Origin of the sequence: Roseibium album (genome assembly GCF_965233825.1) — a bacterium.
Lineage (GTDB): Bacteria > Pseudomonadota > Alphaproteobacteria > Rhizobiales > Stappiaceae > Roseibium > Roseibium album.
The window spans coordinates 99,834-119,773 of sequence record NZ_OZ247583.1; the positions used below are offsets into that span (position 1 = coordinate 99,834).

The following is a 19,940-nucleotide window of genomic DNA, read 5'->3' on the forward strand; positions in this document are numbered from 1 at the left end:
GGCCGGATCTCGCGCGAGGTCCGGCCGTTGTTACATTACTTGAGAGCGTCCCAGCTGTTCTGGATTTCTCCGGCGACAGCACCAGCATCCTTGCCGCCAGTGTAGTCGACCATCCCGGTCCAGAATGTGCCCGCACCAACACCGCCCGGCATAAGATCGGAACCATCGAAGCGGAATGTCGTTGCGTTGACCAGGATTTCGCCCTGTCCGCGCAGGGTGTCGTTCAGATAGGCCTCTGGATTGACGCCCTTGTGAGGTGTCAGGAAGCCGGTCTGTGCCATCATGATTTCATGCGCGAGCGGAAGCTGGAAGAATTTCATCACTTCCGTGGTTGCGTCGGATGGTTCGGTGATGGCCATCAACGTGCCGCCGCCCAGAACCGGATTGCCGAGGTCTTTTTCCGCATAGGACGGGAAATAGAAGAAGTCGACATCCGCACCAAATTCGACCCCGTCTGGGAAAAACGCCGGAACGAAGGATGCCTGACGGTGCAGATAGCACTGCGGCGGAGACGAGAACAGGCCCTTTGGACTGTCGCGGAAGTCGGTCGAGGCTACCGCATCGGCACCTCCGGCAACCTTGTCGTCGTCGCGGGCGAACCAGCCGAATTCCTCGATTGCCGCAACGACACGCTCGTCGTCGAACGGGATTTCGTTTGTGACCCATTGATCATAGACGTCTGCAGGCTGCGTGCGCAGCATCATGTCTTCCACCCAGTCGGTGGCCGGCCAGCCGGTTGCAGCGCCCGATCCAAGCCCGATGCACCACGGTGTTTCACCATCGGCGACAATCTGCTCCGTCAGCGCCTTGAGGTCTTCCATCGATTCGGGAACTTCGTAACCGGCGTCTTCAAAATTTTCCGGCACGTACCAGACGAGGCTCTTGACGTTGACATTGTAGAAGAAACCGAAGAGCTGATCATTGCCGTCGGCATCCTTGTATGTGCCGAGGTTCACCCAGCTGTCACCTGCCCCGTAATTGTCTGCAACCCAGTTACCCATGCTTTCAGGAAGAGGTTTCAACAGACCCCGGGACGCCATGTCCGAGGCAAGACCTGGCTGCGGAAAAACCGCAATATTCGGGGCGGCCCCGGCTTCGGCATCGATCACGATCTGCTGTTCAAAGGAATCCGAGCCGGTGTATATGACCTCAGCTCCCGTCGCCTCGGAGAAATAGGCGAGCACATTGCGAAAGTACCCGTCTTCAGGCTGCAGCCAGGGGCCGGCAATCGTGACGGTCTGCCCTTTCAGATCCGGAGCGCTTTCAGCCCAGCTGTTGTAACTGTCCCAGTCAAAGGGTCCTTCGCCCGGCGCAAATTTCAGGTCAGCTGCAAGGGAACCGCTTGCGCCGATTGAAACGCCCAGCGCCAAGCCTGCCGCGCAGGCCATCAAACGTGTTTTCATGTCAGTCCTCCCAGATTGTCCCTTTACCGGGACACTCCATTTAAAGTGGCATACCTCACCCACCGGTATCAACACCGAAGCCTCTTCCCCCGGCAGCAAACTCACCGGTATCCGGCATCCAAACCGCTTTGGATTTAACTCTAAACATGTCGTCACACTTCGGTCTTGTCAAGCGAACAACTCGCGAATTAATGTTGCATTTCAATAACAGCTTGTTTGGAGGTCGCTTTCAAAGCGTTTTGGGTATCATGAGCAAGGGTGTGAATCTCAGGGAACTGTCAAATCGTCTGAACCTTTCGCAGACGACAGTCAGCCGTGCTCTGAACGGCTATCCGGAAGTCAGCGCGGAGACCCGCAAACGTGTTGCGGAAATGGCCGATGAGCTCGGCTACGCCCCCAACAGCCAGGCAAGGAGACTGGCAACCGGGCGTTCGATGGCGATCGGTCACGTCATTCCGAGGTCGATCCACGAAATGATGAATCCGATCTTTCTGGAATTCATTGCCGGTGCTGGTGAAACCTACTCAAAACACGGCTACGACATGATCATTTCCGTTGTGGAGGATGATCACGAAGAAGATGCCTACCGGCAAATCGCCACCCGCAAGAAAGCCGACGGCGTGATTGTTCACGGCCCTGCGGCCGATGAACACCGTCACAGGCTCTTGAAGGAAATAAATCTGCCATTCGTCGTGCACGGGCGCATTCCCGGCGCCGAAAGCGAGACAACCTGGGTCGACATGAACAACCGGCGCGCCTTCGAGCGGGCAACCAACCTTCTGCTCGATCTCGGACACCAGCGGATATCGCTTCTGAACGGCCTCGAACACATGGATTTTGCCAGGCGCAGGCGAAAGGGTTTCGAAGATGCATTGGCCGCGCGCGGTCTGGCGGCGGACAACGCGATCATGCGAAGTTCCGACATGACGGAGCCTTTTGGCTGCGACAACGCCATGGAGATGCTGAAGTCGGACAACCCGCCGACAGCCTTTCTGGTTTCGTCAATGATCTCTGCGATCGGCGTTGCCCGTGCTATCGGACAGTGTGGCCTGGAAACCGGAAAAGACGTTTCGATCATCACTCATGATGATGCGCTTTCCTTCCTGCCCAACAGCGGTGAAGTGCCGATTTTCACCTGCACCCGATCATCCGTGCGGTTCGCCGGACAAAGGGCTGCCGAACTGCTCCTCGACATAATCGCGAGTCCGCAGCGGGAACCATCGTCACTCCATCTCGACGCGGAGTTGATCATCGGTCAATCCACCGGTCCGGTACCGGGCAGGTAAAAGGGTCGACCGTAATACTCGGCGGTTCCAACGGAGCGGTGAATTTCGTCGTTTTGCAGACCTAGACTTGGGACAATCCACTGTTTTGCATCAGGTTTTTCATGGTGTTCAACCCATGCAGCCGATGCGTCTTGGCGATCTCGGAGGCTGTCTCGGCTTCACCTGCGGCGATCGCCTCCACGATCCTTCGATGATCTTCTGAATTGGCGGCCGGCGCCCCGCTCAGACGCAGCAATACTGAATTTGCACGGTAGATCTGGTCGAGCAGGCCCGTGATCTCGATTTCAAGCCGGTCATTCCCGCAAAGCTCAGCGATCAGCCTGTGAAAACTGTCGTCCAGCTTGGCCCAGTCGCCGATATTTTCAGCTTCCAGCGCGAGGTCACTTTCCGCAAGCAGATGCTCGAATTCTTCCAGGGCCCGGCCTCGGTCGTCCCGACAGGCCGCCTCGCGCGCCGCAAGCGCCTCAAGGACAGCCAGAATCTGAAATATCTCACAAAAATCTTTACGGGATATCGCAACAACCTTGGCCCCTCTACGCGGCACAAGATCAATCAGACCTTCGGCTTCAAGCCGGATCAGAGCTTCACGCACCGGCGTCCGGCTCATGCCGAGCCGATTGGCAATGTCCGGTTCGGGCGCCTGATATCCTGGTGGCAGGACGCCGTGTAGAATCTCGCGTTTCAGCCGTTCATATGCATTGTCGACCCGTGTGGACTTGGCTTTCGCTAACATTGCCTGAAGCTTTCAAACCTTTTGCGGTGACCAGATGATTGCGCAGGAAATCCGGCGGCGGGCAAACCCGGCCGGGAAGACCCTTTTTTGCAAGCAAATCAATTCATCATTGATAATTAAATCGATAAAATTTTACACAAATGCCGGTTTTGTCGAATGAGATTGCCCGCCGGCAATACTGCCCGAACATTATCCTTTTGTTTTTAAAATGAAATTTCGCACGACACCCGAAGATGCCATCGTCAAAAATACGTATGATCTCCTTGAAGAAAGCTGAACAAGATCATTTGACCCCCGTCTTGCTCGAGAATTCTTTTGCATTTTCGACACCGCATCGGGATTTGGCGGGCAATACCGTTTGACCAGATTGCCGATCGCGCCAAGACGGTTGCCATGTCCAACAGCTTGCCCACTGTGAGGTCATTCAGATTCGCGCCAATAAAATATCGGCGACCGCGCTTTCATTCGATTCAAATATTCACTCAAAATCTACAGAATCCCAAGAATAAAACTGAAGAACGAGCAATATATTTATGCATTTATGAAACATAAACTAATTCATCATCATGATAAATCTCGTAGTTCATCAAAACGTGAATTTCTATATTCAAGTTTATTTAAGATTATCAGATAATCGGCATTTTATTCAATAATTCGTATTTTTGCCTTTGGAGAGTTTACATGATTTTCACCAGCAAATCCCCCGTCGCTTACCATTGGTTAACCATATAAATTTACTTTTTGCGCAGATAACAAAACGGCGCATTGATGACACCTTTTTTCGCCCCTCTGAAATTGCTGCGAGGGATCAGTTTCAACCTGGCAATTATGCTGTCCGGACTGTCTCTGGTCAGCCTGCTCCTTGCGCATGCGCCCGCCATGGCACAATCGCTCGAGGAAGCCATGTCGGCTGCCTACGCCGTCAATCCACGCCTCAAGGCAGAGCGCTCACGCTATCAGGCGACAAACCAGGGTGTCTGGACGGCGCGGTCGGAATTCCTTCCGACCGTCACCGGTTCCTACCTGGGGGAGCACAACGCACGCAGCCTGAACAGCACAAAAAACCGCGATCGCGATTTTTCACACGAACTGAACCTCTCCGTCTCGCAGACCCTTTTTCAGGGCTTTGCAGGTGTGAACCGTCTTAACCAGGCGCATGAGGAGGCCGTTTCCGGACGCAACCAGTTGATTGGTGCTGAACAGACATTGATGCTGAATACCGCCGATGCCTATCTCCGCGTCGTAAGGGACCTCGAAATTCTTGGCCGGCTGAGGGCTTATACCGCCGTGGTGCAGCGCGAGGTGACTGCGTCAAGGGCCCGTTACAGGTCCGGCGATGCGACCCGGACCGACATCGAACAGGCACTTGCTCGTCTGGCGGAAGCGCAGGGCAACAGCGATCAGGCAGTCGGTGACCTGGAGGCATCGGAAGCCCTGTATGAGCGCCTGACCGGTCAAATCCCGAAACGACTCGGATGGCCAGCCGTTCCCAAATCGATCCTGCCGGCAAATCTGGACAACGCCATATCAACTGCGCTTCAGAACAATCCGTCCATTCGCGCCGCCACGGCGGATGCAAGAGCAGCCCGTTACGCGGCTCGTGCCTCGGTTGGCGACATGCTGCCGCGTGTCTCGCTCGAGAGCGAATGGGAAAACGGATACAAGGACAATCTTTCCAGCCAGGACGATGAAGAATTCAGGTTCGGTGTGCGCGTGTCCGCACCGCTGTTCACCGGTGGTCGGAACATTGCTGCCGTCAGACGCGCGAAATTCACAGCTTCACAGGAAGAGTATGAGCTTGATGACACGCAGCAGATCATTCGGGAAAACGTCATCCGGGCAATGAAGCAACGCACGGCTTCAAGGCTACGTGCACAGGCAGGCAAAAGAGCGATCGAGGCGAACAAAAGAGCCGTCAAAGGTCTTCAGATCGAGTTTGACGGCGGTCAGCGCACACTGCTCGACGTGCTGGACGGTGAACGGGAACTCCTCTTGAGCCAGGTCGACTATGTCCGTGCCCGTTACGATGCGCGGATTGCCGATTTCTTCCTGTTGGCAAACATCGGCCGGTTGGCTCCCAGGCACTTTGCGATCATCGAAACGCGCCCGGCTCCGGTCAGTCGGCTCGTTCCCGAATTCCCTCCTGAAAACCTGGAACTGGGTCCAACAGAAAACGATACGTTAGAGACACAGGTGGCAACTTCCTCTCATGTTGAACCGCTTGGCTATCAATCTCAGGCAAACGGTTCCATCAACTGGGTCAACTGGCCATATCGCAACGGCACTGAAAATGAAACTCGGCCGGCTGCACCAAGGAATCGGACACGGAAACTCTGGAATTCTCTTGCCGCTCTTGGTCTCCACCACTTCTGATCATCCCTTGATCCCCTTGTCTGCGCCTCATCTTTTGAAATAAGTCTCTTTCATTGCCCTTTGTTGCAGGCTCGGTCCTCCTTCAGTGTCTGCCGCGATTTCAGGAGAGAGTTGAAGATGAAGCCGGTTGTTCCCTTCGTACCCGAAGCAACTTCTCACGAACGGGATATGTGGCAGGAAGAACTTGGCAGGACACTGGCCCCATATGCCACCGTCAAACCGTTCGAAAAGCTGACCGACGATGAACGCCAAACTGCCACGGTGGCAATTGTCGCAAATCCGGATCCGGCCGATGTTGCTGCTCTCCCCAATCTTGTCTGGGTACAGAGCCTGTGGGCCGGCGTTGAACGCCTGACCGCCGAATTGCCGCAGGATGGACCGCTGATCGTGCGTCTGGCCGACCCGCAGATGGCGGACACCATGTCCGAGGCCGTGCTTGCCTGGACGCTCTACGTTCATCGCGACATGCCGCGCTACATGCATCAGCAACGCGATAAGGTCTGGCAGGAGCAGCTTCTGAAAACACCGCAGGAACGCACGGTTGGCGTTCTCGGCCTGGGGAAACTGGGAAGTGCCTCTGCCCAGCGTCTGAGTGCCAACGGTTTCAGGGTCCTGGGTTGGAGCCGTGGTGAAAAAACCCGTGATGGCATCATCTGCTTTCATGGCAAGGAGGGATTGTTCAACCTCCTCGGACAGTCCGACATTGTTGTGATTCTGGTGCCGCTTACCTCCGAAACGCGTGGAATGTTGGGTTCTGAAGAACTGAATGGCTGCAAAAAGGGAGCAGCCATCATCAATTTTGCCCGGGGACCTATCCTTGATGTCGATGCGCTTGTCGCAGCGCTCGATCGGGGGCATCTTTCTCACGCCGTTCTCGACGTATTCGATGAAGAACCACTTACGCCGGAAAGCCCGCTTTGGCAGCACGACAAGGTGACGGTGCTGCCGCACATTTCTGCACCGACAATCACCGGCACAGCGTCAATGATTGTCGCCAGGAACATACGAGCGTATCTGGAGTCGGGAAGAATTCCGCAACATGTCGACCGAATGCAGGGATACTGAACAATGACGTCGCCGCGTCGTAACAGTGTCAAGGAAATCAATCTATCAGGTTCTCAAGTTTTCAATTTCAACAGGTGAACAATGTCAGATCTTCCGATTCTCGGTGCAGCACTCAACGTCAATGCTCTTGAAACCCATCGCCGGCTGATGCTCGACAAACATCGGGATCTTGAACTGCAGGATTTCTGGCCCGCAGAGGTCCTCAACGGTGACTGGACGCCGCTGGTCGAGCGCGCAAAGTCACTTCTTGACGGCCACGAAGGTCGCGTTGGTATTCATGGCCCATTCTGGGGTTTCAACATCGATTCCGTGGATGTCGATGTGCGGCAAGTCGTCAGGAAACGCCTGCTCCAGGGTCTCGACGTCTGTGAAGCGCTTGGCGCAACGCATATGGTCGTTCACAGTCCCTATTCCACCTGGGACTACAACAATCTCGACAATTTCGAAAACGCCCGCGAACGCAAGGTCGAGCTTTGCCACCTGACCATGAAGGACGCTGTCAGGCGTGCGGAGGATATCGGCTGCGAACTGGTAATCGAGAACATAGAGGACAAGGACCCACATGCGCGGGTCAAGCTCGCCGAAAGCTTCGACTCGCCTGCCGTGAAAGTGTCGATCGATACTGGCCACGCGCATTATGCCCACGGTTCTACCGGTGCTCCCCCGGTCGATTATTACGTCAAGGCTGCCGGTAACGCGCTCCGTCACATCCACCTTCAGGACGCCGATGGTTATGCAGACCGCCACTGGACGCTCGGTGAAGGCACGATCAACTGGCATGCCGTCTTTGATGCGCTTGCGAAACTCGACAGCAACCCGAGGCTGATCATTGAGCTCCGTGATCACGCGGGGCTTCCGGCCTCCATAGCCAACATGGCCGCACTCGGACTGGCTCAGTAAGTGCTTGCTTGCTCGGAAGCGACGCGACCCCACAAACTTGTGATGAGGTTTTATCGGACAAGAACACACCCTTTGCCTAAGTAAGGCGCAACAGGCTCAGGGCCGGTCTTCACGCCTCCTGGATCCAAAGATTTCAGCAAGGGTACTCAAACCAGATGCTCGAACTTCCGCTGGCTTATCTCGCTGGTCTCCTGACGCTGATCAACCCATGCGTGCTGCCGGTTCTTCCGATCGTTCTCGCTTCTGCACTCAACGCAAACCGGCAGGCGCCGTTTGCGCTGGCAGCAGGAATGAGCGTTTCCTTCGTCGCTGTGGGCATGCTGATTTCAACGCTCGGCTACGCCATCGGTCTGACGGAAGACGTCATGTCGAAGGTCGGTGCCAGCCTGATGATCGTCTTCGGAATTGTTTTGCTGGTCCCCTCCTTCAGCCAGCGGTTCGAGCTCGCCACCGCGGGGATTTCGGGTTCCGCAGGTCAAAGACTGCAGAGCACCGACACGAGTGGCCTTCGAGGCCAGTTCCTTGGCGGTGTATTGCTGGGCGCTGTCTGGTCGCCTTGCATCGGACCGACACTTGGCGGCGCAATAGCGCTTGCCTCCCAGGGCGAGAACCTGCTTTGGGCCACGCTCATCATGTGCTCTTTTGCTCTGGGCGTCTCGACCCTGATTGTCGGCCTTGGCCTCGGAGCTGGACAGACGCTGAGGATGAGGGCCGACAAACTGCGCGGGATTGCCGAGAAATCCAAATCCGTCATGGGAATCGTATTTATCGCAGTCGGCTTGTTACTCTTGCTCAATGTCCATCACATGATCGACGCATGGGCCATGAGCGTCATGCCCGTCTGGCTGCAGGATTTGTCAGTCCGGTTTTGATATTATCGGGAAAGGAAGTCTTATGAATCGTCGCCATTTTCTTGCTTCGACCGCCGGTGCCGCATTAACCGCTGTGATGCTCCCGGCAACCGCACGTGCCGGAGGAACTCTCGATTATTCTCCGGGGCTTATCCAGAAGCATCTTGCCGACGGCAAGACCGTTTTCGTCGATTACGCCGCCTCCTGGTGCGGTACCTGCGCACGCCAGGAGCGTGTGATCAATGCTCTCAGATCCGAAAACCCGGCCTACGACCAGGCTCTGGTTTTCGTGCGTGTCGACTGGGATGACTACAGCAGCCACGAAGTGACCAAGTCCCGCAAAATTCCGCGCCGGTCGACGCTCATTGTTCTGAAAGGTGATCAGGAACTGGGACGCGTAGTAGCCGGAACCAGCGAAAAACAGATCAAGTCCCTGCTCGATGTAGGACTTCAGGCGGGAAGCTGACCAGCTCTCGACCGGACAAGAACCGGCCTCCGCGTTGCCCGCGGAGGTCTTGTCGTGTCAGCCCATTGCCCAGGGACCGTGGTACCCGCCACCGTCCTTGTCGGTTCGTTCAAAGCCATGCGCTCCGAAGAAGTCGCGCTGTCCCTGAAGCATATTCGCGGTTGAACGGGCGGTGCGCATGATGTCGAAATAGGACAGAGCCGATGACAGCGCCGGAACCGGCAACCCGTGAAGCGCCGCCTGCGCCACGACCTGGCGCAATTTGCCTTCGGTCTCCTTCAGTTTCTCCGAGAAGAACGGCGCAAACATCAGGTTCCGCTGCGGATCATCCGTCAGCGCCGCCGACATGTCGTTCAGCATTGCAGACCGGATAATGCAACCGTTCCGCCAGATCATGGCAATTTTCGGCAGATGCATGGCCCATCCGTATTGCTTTGCAGCTTCCAGAATGAGACCGAACCCCTGCGCATAGCAGACGATCTTGCCAGCAACGAGCGCCGCTTCGAGAGCATCGATGCCGAGAACATTCCGGTCCATCGGCTGAGGCGCCGCGCCGAATTCCGCCTCGCCTGCCTTGCGCTCATCAAGCCTGGAGGACATGTTGCGTACCGCGACCGCTGCCTCGATGGTGCTTGCCGGCGTTCCGAGCATCAGTGCCTCTATCGCTGTCCAACGGCCAGTGCCCTTCTGCCCTGCCCGATCAAGGATAATATCGAGCATAGGTTTCCCGGTCTGCGGATCCGCCGCCTTGGCTACCTTTCCGGAGATTTCGATCAGATAGGACTGCAGGATACCGCCGTTCCAGTTCTCAAGTACCTCACCGATCTCTCCGGCAGTCATGCCGAAACCGTCGCGCATGACGCCGTAGACCTCGGCAATCATCTGCATATCGGCATATTCAATGCCGTTATGCACGGTTTTGACCAGGTGACCCGCCCCGGCCTCGCCCAGATGGGCAGCGCACGGTTCTCCGTCATGCTTTGCAGAGATCGCTTCGAGGATGTGCCCGACCTGATCCCAGGCATCAGTGGGCCCACCCGCCATGACAGACGGTCCGAACCGGGCACCTTCCTCGCCACCTGAAACACCGATGCCCATGAAACGGGGTCCCTGCTTTTCAGCTGCTTCGGCACGCCGGTTGGTGTCGTGGTAATTGGCATTGCCGGCATCGATGATAAGGTCGCCGGCATCAAGCAAGGGGCGCAGCACTTCGATCTGCGCGTCGACGGCCTCACCGGCCGGAACCATCAAAATGACTGCGCGCGGTGACTTGATCGAACCGACAAAGTCTTTCAGGTCTTTCGATGGCACCAGTTTGCCGGCGAGTTCTCCCGCCTTGGCCATGAACTGGTCCGTCTTTTCGCCCGTCCTGTTGTAAACCGCGATCTGAAAGCCGTTTTCGGCAATGTTGAGAGCAAGATTCCCGCCCATCGTTCCAAGACCGATCAGCCCAATTTCCGCAATAGCGCCTTGTGAACTCATAGACGGTGCCTTTCTCAAATCGATTTAACTTTTGGTCACGCGGTGATATCCGACCCGTCCTCTCGGGGCAATGCCTAGCTCGCCCCCTCGATCCATCCATTTTTTTGACCAATACCTTCAAACGCGAGATTTCTGCGGCACTCGAAAATTACTGTCACATAAGACTGCTAACCACCTTGGCATCCGCATCCTCCTGCGGTTCTGCTCAAAGGATTTGTCTGATGAAGAACTTTCTGATTGCAGCCGGCCTTCTGGCCGCAGCGACTGCGACAGCTTATGCCGAGGACGTAACCGGCACGCTGGTGCTGTACACCTCCCAGCCAAATGCGGATGCCCAGGCAACCGTTGATGCGTTCAAGGTCAGGCACCCCGGTGTTGATGTTGAATGGGTTCGCGACGGCACCACAAAGATGATGGCAAAGCTCCGTGCCGAATTCGAGGCCGGGGCTCCGAAGCCGGACGTCCTCCTGATCGCCGACATGGTCACCATGGAAGGTCTGAAAAAGGAAGGGCGCCTGATGGCGCACGAAGGCGCAGATACTTCTGCCTACGATCCGGCGATCATGGACGACGACAAGACCTATTTCTCAACGAAACTGATCACCACGGGCATTATCTACAACACCAACGCGCCGATGGTGCCGACATCCTACAAGGATCTCCTCAAGGAAGAAGCCACGGACAAGCTGGCGATGCCGTCCCCCCTGACGTCCGGCGCGGCAACCATCCACATGACCGCGCTGACCTCAAATCCGGATCTAGGCTGGGCGCTTTATGAAGGCCTTGCCGACCAGGGTGCCAATCCCAAGGGTGGCAACGGTGGTACCTACAAGGCGATTGCAGGCGGTGAAAAACTCTACGGCTTCGTTGTCGACTTCCTGCCGATCCGCGAAAAACTCAAAGGCGCCCCGGTTGAGTTCGTGTTTCCCGAAGAAGGCGTCTCCGCAGTCACCGAGCCCGTCGCAATCCTGTCAACGGCCCAGAACCCGAACGCTGCCAAGGCGTTTGTGGATTTCCTCCTGTCGGAAGACGGCCAGAAACTGGCTTCGTCCCAGGGTTACCTCCCTGCGCACCCGTCCGTCGCCGCTCCTGAAGGTTTCCCGGAGCGTAAAGACATCAAGCTGATGGAGTTTGACCCCGCCCAGGCCCTGCAACAGGATCAGGCCAACAAGATCAAGTTCACCGAGATCTTCGGCGGCTGACGCAATTTTTTACAGACATGATTGCAGGCAGCGCGACCGGCTTCGCGCTGCCTGCCTTGGGAATATTTTGTCCGACAGTCGCACGCGTATGCAATCAGCGTCATCATCCGAAAAAGTTACACTCCTGCTGGTGGTTACCGGTGCGACGCTCATCTGTGGTCTGCCTTTGCTGCTGCTCTTCAAGACGGGTCTTACCGACACCACCGGCCTGAATGTGGGACCGCTTCTGGAAGCCCTGCAAAACCGGTCGGTAAAACGGGCTCTCTGGCATTCGATCGAGTCCAGTTTCCTGTCGGCGCTGGCGGCGACGGTGCTTGGAACCGTACTTGCGCTGCTCATCGGCCTCACAAACATCCGTGCAAAGGGGCTTCTCGTCTTCCTGATCCTGTTGCCGATGATGATCCCGCCCCACGTAACGGCAATTGCATGGATCCAGGCACTCGGCCCCGCCAGCCCCGTCTTGCGCTGGCTTGGTCTGGCGCCCGAACTCGGCTCCACACACCCGCTCTATTCCCGCGAAGGTCTGGTTCTGCTGCTGACGCTTCAACACAGTCCGCTCGTCTTTCTGCTGACAAGAGCAGCATTGAGATCCTTTCCGCGTGAACTGTCCGACGCGGCGCGCATATCCGGCGCCGGCGCATTCACGATGCTGCGCCGGATCACGCTGCCCCTTCTTGGCCCCGCATTGCTTGCCGGCTTTGCACTTGCCTTCGTCGCAGCACTTGGCAATTTCGGCATCAACGCGCTGATCGGTATTCCGGCTCGCTATACGACACTGCCCGTTCTGGTCTGGCGGCGGTTGGCAAGCTTTGGCCCCGACATCCTGCCGAACGTGGCGGTGATCTCGGTTATCCTTGCCTTTGTCGCATTCACGGCAATCCTTCTTCAAAGCCTCTTGCAACGACGCATGCGGGCCAGCCTGATCGGGTTGCCGCAGGACCCTCTTGCCATTTCACTGGGACGCAAGCGACCCTGTATCGAAGCGCTCATTTGGTTGCTTGTCGCCAGTGTGCTTCTTTTGCCCGCAGCCTCGCTCCTGGCAACATCATTGGTCAGAACCTATGGCTTGCCGTTGTCGCTCGACACACTCACGCTGGAAAATTTCGTCGAAGTGCTCTGGCGTCAGACCGTAACCCTCAGGGCCTTTGCAAACTCCACGTTTGTCGCAGCGGCTGCCGCCGTGCTCATTGCAGGTACCAGCCTGCTGCTCGGATACTTTCTATCGCACAGGCACCGAGCACACCGACGGTGGGCCGAGTTCGCGCTGACCCAGACCGAAATCGCATTCGCCGTACCCGGCCTGGTAATGTCCATCGCCTTCATTCTGGCGTTCATCCGACCGCTCCCCCTGGTGAATGTCTCTCTATACGGCTCGTTGTGGATCATCCTGCTCGCCTACTTGTCCGTGTTTCTGGCCGTCGGTCTGAAACCGGTCGCTGCCGCCTTTCTGCAAATGGACGGTTCACTGGAGGACGCCGCAAAAGTATCGGGAGCTGGTTTTTTCCGGCGAATAACCAGGGTTTTTGCCCCGCTAACCGCTCCGTCAGCCGCATCAGGTGCGATTCTCGTCTTCTTGACCGCCTATAACGAGGTCACCGTCTCGGCGCTACTCTGGTCAACCGGCAATGAAACGATCGGAACCACGATTTTCAACTACGAGGACGGCGGTTACACCACACTGGCTGCCGCGATGTCGGCTGTTGTGGTCGCAGCAACAGTCCTCATCATGCTCGCGATGAATGTCTTGGCCAAACGAGTGCCCGCCGGAACGATTCCCTGGAAGGATTGAGGCAAGGAACCTCAGTTCGGCAACACCCAGCCCCGCAGAACCGACACATGCAAGGGCTCGCCGGGATCCGCGCGCCGATCCAGTGTCATCCTCAACGGTTCCTGCAACCCTTTCACTTTCACGAACACATCCCACGAACCACCCCGGTAGACGGTGCGAAGCACGGTGGCCTGAAAACCGGACCCGCCAGGTGCAAGCACCAGGTGCTCGGGACGCAGTACCAGCGTTGCAGGTCCCGTTTTCACGGTCATGGGGCAATCAACGTCGGCGAAAACGCCGGCAAACGAAACCCGCGCCGAACCGCCCTGCACCTTGTCCACCGTGACGGGCACCAGGCTGCTTTGTCCGATGAACCCGGCCACACGTCTTGAATTCGGGCGCTGGTAGATCACGTCCGGTTTGGCAACCTGAAGGATTTCTCCTTCCCACATCACCGCAACCTGATCGGCGAGCGCCATCGCCTCGCGCTGGTCATGGGTAATGAAAAGGGTCGTTGCGCCGCTCGCCTTGTGAAAAGCAGCCAGTTCTTCTTCCATGGTGCTGCGCAGATGCGGGTCGAGATTGGCAAGCGGCTCATCCATCAGGACCGTTTCTGCTCCCTGAGCAAGGCATCTTGCAAGCGCAACCCGTTGGCGCTGCCCGCCGGAAAGTGCTGCCGGTCTTCTTTCGGCAAACTGTGACAGCGAGACTGTCTCCAGGCACTCCGCAACACGCTCGTTCACCTGAGATCGCCGCTTTCCCGCGGTCTCCAGGGGAAAGGCAACATTGCGCGCAACACTCATGTGCGGCCACAGCGCGTAGGATTGAAAAACGACACCGACGCGCCGATCTTCGGGCGAGACATGCAGGGTCCCGTGCGCAACGGGAACATCATCCAGAAGGATTTCGCCCGCGTCGATTGGCTCAAGACCGGCAATCGCACGCAGCAGCGTTGACTTGCCGCATCCCGAAGGCCCGAGCACGACGAAAAACATCCCGTCATCGATCCCGAGCGACACGTTGTTCAAGGCAGGGTGTGAACCGAATGACTTGGAAACGGAGGTAACGGTTATGGACATGCCTCCCGTTATCCCTCTCGTGTGACAGCCAGATTACACAGGTCCGGAAAGCCAAGACGTCATTTGACGCGAAGTCTCAGCAAAAGATCGACCTCTTCTTCGAGTGCGCGTCCATAGGCACGCGCGGCCGGTGCGTTGATCTGGCCAAGTGTTTCGTGCCGGAACAGGCAATAGGCGGCAAGGCGCCAGTGATAGGCACTTCGTTCTTCAAGAAACCTCTCCACCGTATCCTGGTTCGGGTAGTGTTTCAGGAACATGTCTTCCGCATAAGCGACCAGCGGATGCAGCCCGTACAACTTCAATAGTCCCGGCGACACGAAACCGCAGATGTCTTCAACGGGATCACCATATCCGGCAAATTGCCAGTCGATCATCCGCGCTCCTTCTGGTGTCGACTGGATGGTCCCGAGACAAAAGCTCCGGTGCACGAGCGTGCGTTCGACCGCGCGCCGTTTGACCAGATCGTCAGCCGGACGCAACCGCTTGAGGTTGACGGCCTTGGGGCTTTCGGGAATGGCCGCCAGCATCGCATCACCTCCCTCCAGGACCTCATGAAATCCCGCAGGCACAACCTGGTGACCCGGGACAGGTTCCCTGAGAGCTGCAATGCGGCCGATCAGATCCGCGGCTTCGCCAACATCGATCTCGTCGTTTTTCGGAAGGCCATAACCATAGACAAGCAGAGGCGTTCCGACGGGACTATGCGAATAGATTTCAAGCGCAGGAGCAAGATCATAGCGTGCCAGAAAAGTCAGCGCCTCTGCCTCCTGGTCCGGCAAGGTCGGATAGAGCGGATTTTCCTCATTGTCAGGAAAGAATTCCTTCACCACGAAGATGCGTTCAGGAGTATCAAGGCGCCAGAATCGACTGGTATAATTGACCGGCAGCGGCCGCAAACGTGCCGTGCTCCAATCCCGCACGGAAAGCTGGTCCTTCAGAAACGCCAGAAGAACTGAATCGGAAAGCTGTTCGGTCACGTCAGGTTTGTCCGTTTTGACATCAACAGGTCTCTGATCGCCTTCAGGATACCGTTCGTCAAGTCGAACTTCCAAAGTCAACCGTCAAGGACCCGACCGAATACCGGCCATGTCGGAGTTGAGGCACTCACCGTCGCTCTCAGACTGCGTCTGAAATTTGCCCTCTCCGCTACAGTCATGAGATTGGCGCGGAAATTGACTCCGCAGCAAGCAGCGGGACAAGTCCTTGACCCCGCTTCAGACCCAAACCACGGCGGATCGGATGACAGCTGACCTTGAAACGGCATCCTTGAACGAAACGGCCCCGGCACGGCGCGGACGCCGCCGTAGGGGTGGCGGTGGCAAATCGGGTCCCGACCTATTCCCGCAAAAACCTTTCCGGCAACCGCGTCATATCTTCAAACCGATCGAAGCCATTTCTGCCGACGAGCTGGAGTCCATCCACGACGCCTCGATGCGCGTTCTGGAGGAAATCGGCATGGATTTTCTCCACGAAGAAGCAAGGGCCATGCTGAAAGCCGCCGGCGCGCAGGTGAAACCGGGCGAGGACCGGGTGCGGATGGACCGTGCCATGGTGGAAGAACTGGTCGCCAAGGCACCGTCCGAGTTCATGCTGCGCGCGCGAAACAGGAACCACGATCTCAGGATCGGTGGAGACGCGATTGTCTTTTCCTGTGTCGCAAGCACACCGAACGTCGTCGACCGGGATGGTGGTCGCCGACCGGGCAACCGGGAGGACTTTCAGAAACTCCTGAAACTCGGCCAGTTCTTCAACATCATCCATGCACCGCTCGGATACCCGGTCGAACCCGTCGATATTCATGCCTCCATTCGCCATCTCGACTGTATTGCCGACGCCATCAGGCTGACGGACAAGGTCCTGCACCTTTATTCGCTCGGCAAGGAACGCAATCACGATGGCATCGAACTCGCGCGGATCGCCAATGGCCTGACACCTGAGGAACTCGTCGAGACCCCCTGCACGTTGACCGTGATCAACACGTCTTCGCCGTTGCGTCTGGACACGCCCATGCTCCAGGGGATCATCGAAATGGCCAGGGCCGGGCAGGTTTCGGTCGTCACACCGTTTACACTTGCCGGTGCCATGGCTCCTGTAACTGTCGCCGGTGCCCTGACACTGCAGAATGCCGAAGCCCTTGCGGGGATCGCTTTTGCTCAGCTCGTGCGTCCCGGTGCACCAGTGGTCTATGGCGGCTTCACCTCCAATGTCGACATGAAATCAGGGGCGCCCGCCTTCGGCACACCCGAATATATGCAAGCGGCTCTTGTGAGCGGTCAGCTCGCCAGACGGTACAACTTGCCCTTCAGGTCCTCCGGTGTCTGCGCGGCCAACACCGTCGATTACCAGGCCGCCCTGGAAACGACCCTGTCGGAATGGGGGGCGATCAACGGCGGCGGCAATCTCATCAAACACGCAGCCGGCTGGCTCGAAGGCGGTCTGAGTGCGGGCTTTGAGAAATTCATTGCCGACATCGACCTGCTGCAGAAGATCGCGGAGTACCTCACACCTCTCGATGTCTCCGAAGCATCGCTCGCGGTCGATGCAATCCGGGATGTCGGACCGGCCGGACACTTCTTCGGCACAGAACACACGCAAGCCCGCTACAAGGACGCTTTCTATCCGCCCATCGTATCGGACTGGCGCAACTACGAGACCTGGGCGGAGGCCGGCAGCCCAACCGCTTATGACAAGGCCAACATGCTCTACAAGAAAGCCCTCGAGGCCTATGAGCAGCCCGCGCTCGATCCGGCGGTCGACGAAGAGATTTCCGAATTTGTCGACCGGCGCAAGGCCGAAGGCGGCGTACCGACCGATTTCTGATCCCACCAATTTCAAACCCCGCCTGCCAGGGTCGGGGATGCCGGAGTATTTGCATGAAAACTCACACTCAAGTCGTTGTCATTGGCGGGGGCGTTGTCGGCTGCAGTGTTCTTTATCATCTGACCAAGCTTGGCTGGAAAGATGTCACGCTGGTTGAACGCGACGAACTGACATCAGGATCCTCCTGGCACGCCGCAGGCGGCTTTCACACCCTGAATGGCGACCCGAACGTCGCACAGCTCCAGAGTTATACGGTCGACCTCTACAAGGAGCTGGAGGAGATTTCCGGACAATCCTGCAGCCTTCACCTGACAGGCGGCGTCATGCTCGCCGATACGCCGGAGCGCATGGACTTTCTCCGCCTGGCGCAGGCCAAGGGCCGTTATCTCGGCATGGAACTGGAACTCATCTCGGTCGCAGAAGCCAAGACCATGTTCCCGATGCTCGACGAAAAACACTTCATAGGTGCCCTGTGGGATCCGGTCGAAGGCCATCTGGATCCCTCCGGCACGACACACGCCTATGCCAAGGCGGCGCGCATCAACGGTGCAACCGTCCATCGGCACACCAAGGTCGAGGAACTGGTGCAGACACCCGATGGCAGCTGGGATGTCATAACCGACAAGGGAACCATCCGGGCCGAACACGTCGTCAATGCAGGAGGGCTCTGGGCGCGTGAATGCGGGCGCATGGTCGGCATTGAACTTCCCGTGCTTGCGATGGAGCACATGTATCTGCTCACCGACGAAATGCCTGAAGTCGTCGCCCACAACGAAGCGACGGGGAAGGAACTGATCGGCATTCTTGACTTCGGCGGCGAGATCTATACCCGGCAGGAAGGCAAGGGCATGCTGCTTGGAACCTACGAGCAGAACTGCCGCCCGTGGAGCCCGCGCCAAACCCCCTGGGACTTCGGCCATGAGCTGCTTGCGCCGGATCTCGACAGGATTGCACCGGAACTGGAGGTCGGCTTCGAACACTTCCCGGCGCTTCAGAATGCCGGCATCAAGCAGGTCATCAACGGTCCGTTCACTTTCGCGCCGGACGGCAACCCGCTGGTCGGTCCGGTCAGGGGTCTTCGGAATTACTGGGTTGCCTGCGGTGTCATGGCCGGATTCAGTCAGGGTGGTGGCGTCGGTCTTTCGCTTGCCAACTGGATGATCAACGGCGACCCGGGCTATGACATCTGGGGGATGGATGTTGCCCGCTACGGCGACTGGGCAACGCTTTCGTATACCAACGCGAAGGTGCGCGAGAACTATCGCCGCCGGTTCCGCATCCGGTTCCCGAACGAGGAACTCCCTGCGGCCCGGCCGCATCAGACCACGCCCCTTTACTACCGAATGCTCTCGCAAGGAGCCGTGATGGGTGACAGTTGGGCATTGGAAACGCCGCTCTGGTTCGCTCCGGAAGGCGTGGAAGCAAGGGACGTCTTCTCCTTCCACCGCTCAAACGATTTTGAGCATGTGGGCGCAGAATGCCGCGCTGTGCGTGAAAGTGTCGGTGTTACCGAGATCGCCAATTTCGCGAAATACGAAATCAGCGGACCGGGCGCCGAAGACTTTCTGTCAATGCTGATGACCAACACGATGCCGAAGATCGGACGCATTGTCCTGACACCGATGCTGAACGAAAACGGCAAGCTGATAGGCGACTTCACAATCGCCCGCGCTGCGGACGAAAAATTCTACATGTTCGGATCGTCCCAGGCTGAGATCTATCACATGCGGTGGTTCGAAAAGCATCTGCCACAGGACGGATCGGTAACCCTGAAGGCCATCAACCTCGGCTGGGTCGGCCTTTCGATCGCGGGTCCCAATTCCCGAAAGGTCCTGCAGAAAGTCACTGGAGAGAACGTTTCCAATGAGGCTTTCCGTTTCATGGATTTCCGCGAAATGGATGTCTCCAACGCACCGTGCAAGGTCAACCGCATCACCTACACCGGTGACCTCGGATACGAGATCTGGATGGCCCCGGAATATGAGCGCCAGGTCTATGAAGCCCTGATGGAGGCCGGAGTCGAATTCGATATCAGGAACTTCGGTATGCGCGCCCTTCTGTCCATGCGTCTTGAAAAGAACTTCGGCACCTGGTTTCGCGAGTTCCGTCCGATCTACGGCCCGTATGAGGCGGACCTTGGCCGTTTCGTCAAACTCTCGAAAAACCCCTTCATCGGCCAGGAAGCGGCCCGGAAGGAATTCGAGGACGGACCAAAACGCCTGAGGACCAGCTTTGCTGTCGAGGTGTCGGACGCCGATGTCATGGGCGACGAACCGATCTGGCACAACGGCGAAGTCATCGGCTGGATTACGTCGGGTGGCTTCGCCCACTGGGTCGGGAAGTCACTCGCCCAGGGCTATGTTCCGGCCGAGTTTGCCGGGGATACCACCGAAGGTGCATTTGAAATCGAAATACTGGGTGAAATGTGCAAGGCGACCATCCTGTCCGAACCGCCTTTCGATCCGCAAGCGCAACGCATGCGCATGTAACCACCCTTTCAAACAAGGAAAGA

Annotated in this window: 15 protein-coding genes; 10 read left to right on the forward strand and 5 right to left on the reverse strand. The window is 57.4% G+C overall.

Annotated elements, in window-relative coordinates; all coding sequences use genetic code 11:
* Window positions 1-35: 35 nt before the first annotated feature.
* Window positions 36-1,403 (reverse strand): ABC transporter substrate-binding protein, encoded by a 1,368-nt coding sequence (locus ACO6TI_RS00450; RefSeq protein ID WP_055113694.1) that lies wholly within the window; start codon window positions 1,401-1,403, stop codon window positions 36-38.
* A gap of 248 nt (window positions 1,404-1,651) precedes the next feature.
* On the opposite strand from ACO6TI_RS00450, the gene ACO6TI_RS00455 reads away from it, so the two are divergent.
* Entirely contained in the window at window positions 1,652-2,689 is a 1,038-nt protein-coding gene (locus ACO6TI_RS00455) for a LacI family DNA-binding transcriptional regulator (protein ID WP_196878657.1), read from the forward strand.
* Between the two features lie 61 nt (window positions 2,690-2,750).
* Here ACO6TI_RS00455 and ACO6TI_RS00460 read toward each other — a convergent pair whose 3' ends face one another.
* A complete protein-coding gene (locus ACO6TI_RS00460) occupies window positions 2,751-3,422 on the reverse strand; it encodes a GntR family transcriptional regulator (RefSeq protein WP_196878656.1) in 672 nt (223 codons plus the stop codon).
* A 768-nt stretch (window positions 3,423-4,190) separates the two neighbouring features.
* On the opposite strand from ACO6TI_RS00460, the gene ACO6TI_RS00465 reads away from it, so the two are divergent.
* The 5 genes from ACO6TI_RS00465 (at window position 4,191) to ACO6TI_RS00485 (ending at window position 9,077) form a co-directional block, all read left to right on the forward strand.
* Window positions 4,191-5,795 carry a TolC family outer membrane protein gene (locus tag ACO6TI_RS00465; protein ID WP_422384143.1) on the forward strand — a complete coding sequence of 535 codons (1,605 nt, stop codon included), beginning with the start codon at window positions 4,191-4,193 and terminating at the stop codon, window positions 5,793-5,795.
* 117 nt (window positions 5,796-5,912) lie between these two features.
* Window positions 5,913-6,860 carry a 2-hydroxyacid dehydrogenase gene (locus tag ACO6TI_RS00470; protein ID WP_055113698.1) on the forward strand — a complete coding sequence of 316 codons (948 nt, stop codon included), beginning with the start codon at window positions 5,913-5,915 and terminating at the stop codon, window positions 6,858-6,860.
* Window positions 6,861-6,941: 81 nt separating this feature from the next.
* Entirely contained in the window at window positions 6,942-7,760 is an 819-nt protein-coding gene (locus ACO6TI_RS00475; protein WP_422384144.1) for a sugar phosphate isomerase/epimerase family protein, read from the forward strand.
* Between the two features lie 155 nt (window positions 7,761-7,915).
* Window positions 7,916-8,632: a cytochrome c biogenesis CcdA family protein gene (locus tag ACO6TI_RS00480; protein WP_422384145.1), complete on the forward strand. Its 717-nt coding sequence runs from the start codon at window positions 7,916-7,918 to the stop codon at window positions 8,630-8,632.
* Between the two features lie 22 nt (window positions 8,633-8,654).
* Window positions 8,655-9,077, forward strand: a complete 423-nt coding sequence (locus ACO6TI_RS00485) for a thioredoxin domain-containing protein (RefSeq protein ID WP_422384146.1) — start codon at window positions 8,655-8,657, stop codon at window positions 9,075-9,077.
* 57 nt (window positions 9,078-9,134) lie between these two features.
* On the opposite strand, the gene gndA is transcribed toward ACO6TI_RS00485, so the two are convergent.
* Complete coding sequence (gene gndA / locus ACO6TI_RS00490; protein WP_422384147.1) at window positions 9,135-10,559, reverse strand: NADP-dependent phosphogluconate dehydrogenase; 1,425 nt, start codon at window positions 10,557-10,559, stop codon at window positions 9,135-9,137.
* A gap of 221 nt (window positions 10,560-10,780) precedes the next feature.
* On the opposite strand from gndA, the gene ACO6TI_RS00495 reads away from it, so the two are divergent.
* Window positions 10,781-11,761 carry an ABC transporter substrate-binding protein gene (locus ACO6TI_RS00495; RefSeq protein ID WP_104700927.1) on the forward strand — a complete coding sequence of 327 codons (981 nt, stop codon included), beginning with the start codon at window positions 10,781-10,783 and terminating at the stop codon, window positions 11,759-11,761.
* A gap of 67 nt (window positions 11,762-11,828) precedes the next feature.
* Entirely contained in the window at window positions 11,829-13,550 is a 1,722-nt protein-coding gene (locus ACO6TI_RS00500; protein WP_422384148.1) for an ABC transporter permease, read from the forward strand.
* An 11-nt stretch (window positions 13,551-13,561) separates the two neighbouring features.
* Here ACO6TI_RS00500 and ACO6TI_RS00505 read toward each other — a convergent pair whose 3' ends face one another.
* Together ACO6TI_RS00505 and ACO6TI_RS00510 are read right to left on the reverse strand one after the other, a co-directional pair.
* Window positions 13,562-14,608, reverse strand: a complete 1,047-nt coding sequence (locus tag ACO6TI_RS00505) for an ATP-binding cassette domain-containing protein (protein ID WP_196901142.1) — start codon at window positions 14,606-14,608, stop codon at window positions 13,562-13,564.
* 59 nt (window positions 14,609-14,667) lie between these two features.
* Window positions 14,668-15,585 (reverse strand): phosphotransferase, encoded by a 918-nt coding sequence (locus ACO6TI_RS00510; RefSeq protein WP_422384149.1) that lies wholly within the window; start codon window positions 15,583-15,585, stop codon window positions 14,668-14,670.
* A 262-nt stretch (window positions 15,586-15,847) separates the two neighbouring features.
* Here ACO6TI_RS00510 and ACO6TI_RS00515 point away from each other — a divergent pair, with 262 nt between their 5' ends.
* Both ACO6TI_RS00515 and ACO6TI_RS00520 read left to right on the forward strand, forming a co-directional pair.
* Entirely contained in the window at window positions 15,848-17,428 is a 1,581-nt protein-coding gene (locus tag ACO6TI_RS00515; protein WP_104701302.1) for a trimethylamine methyltransferase family protein, read from the forward strand.
* 53 nt (window positions 17,429-17,481) lie between these two features.
* Window positions 17,482-19,917 carry a GcvT family protein gene (locus ACO6TI_RS00520; protein ID WP_422384150.1) on the forward strand — a complete coding sequence of 812 codons (2,436 nt, stop codon included), beginning with the start codon at window positions 17,482-17,484 and terminating at the stop codon, window positions 19,915-19,917.
* Window positions 19,918-19,940 lie beyond the last annotated feature (23 nt).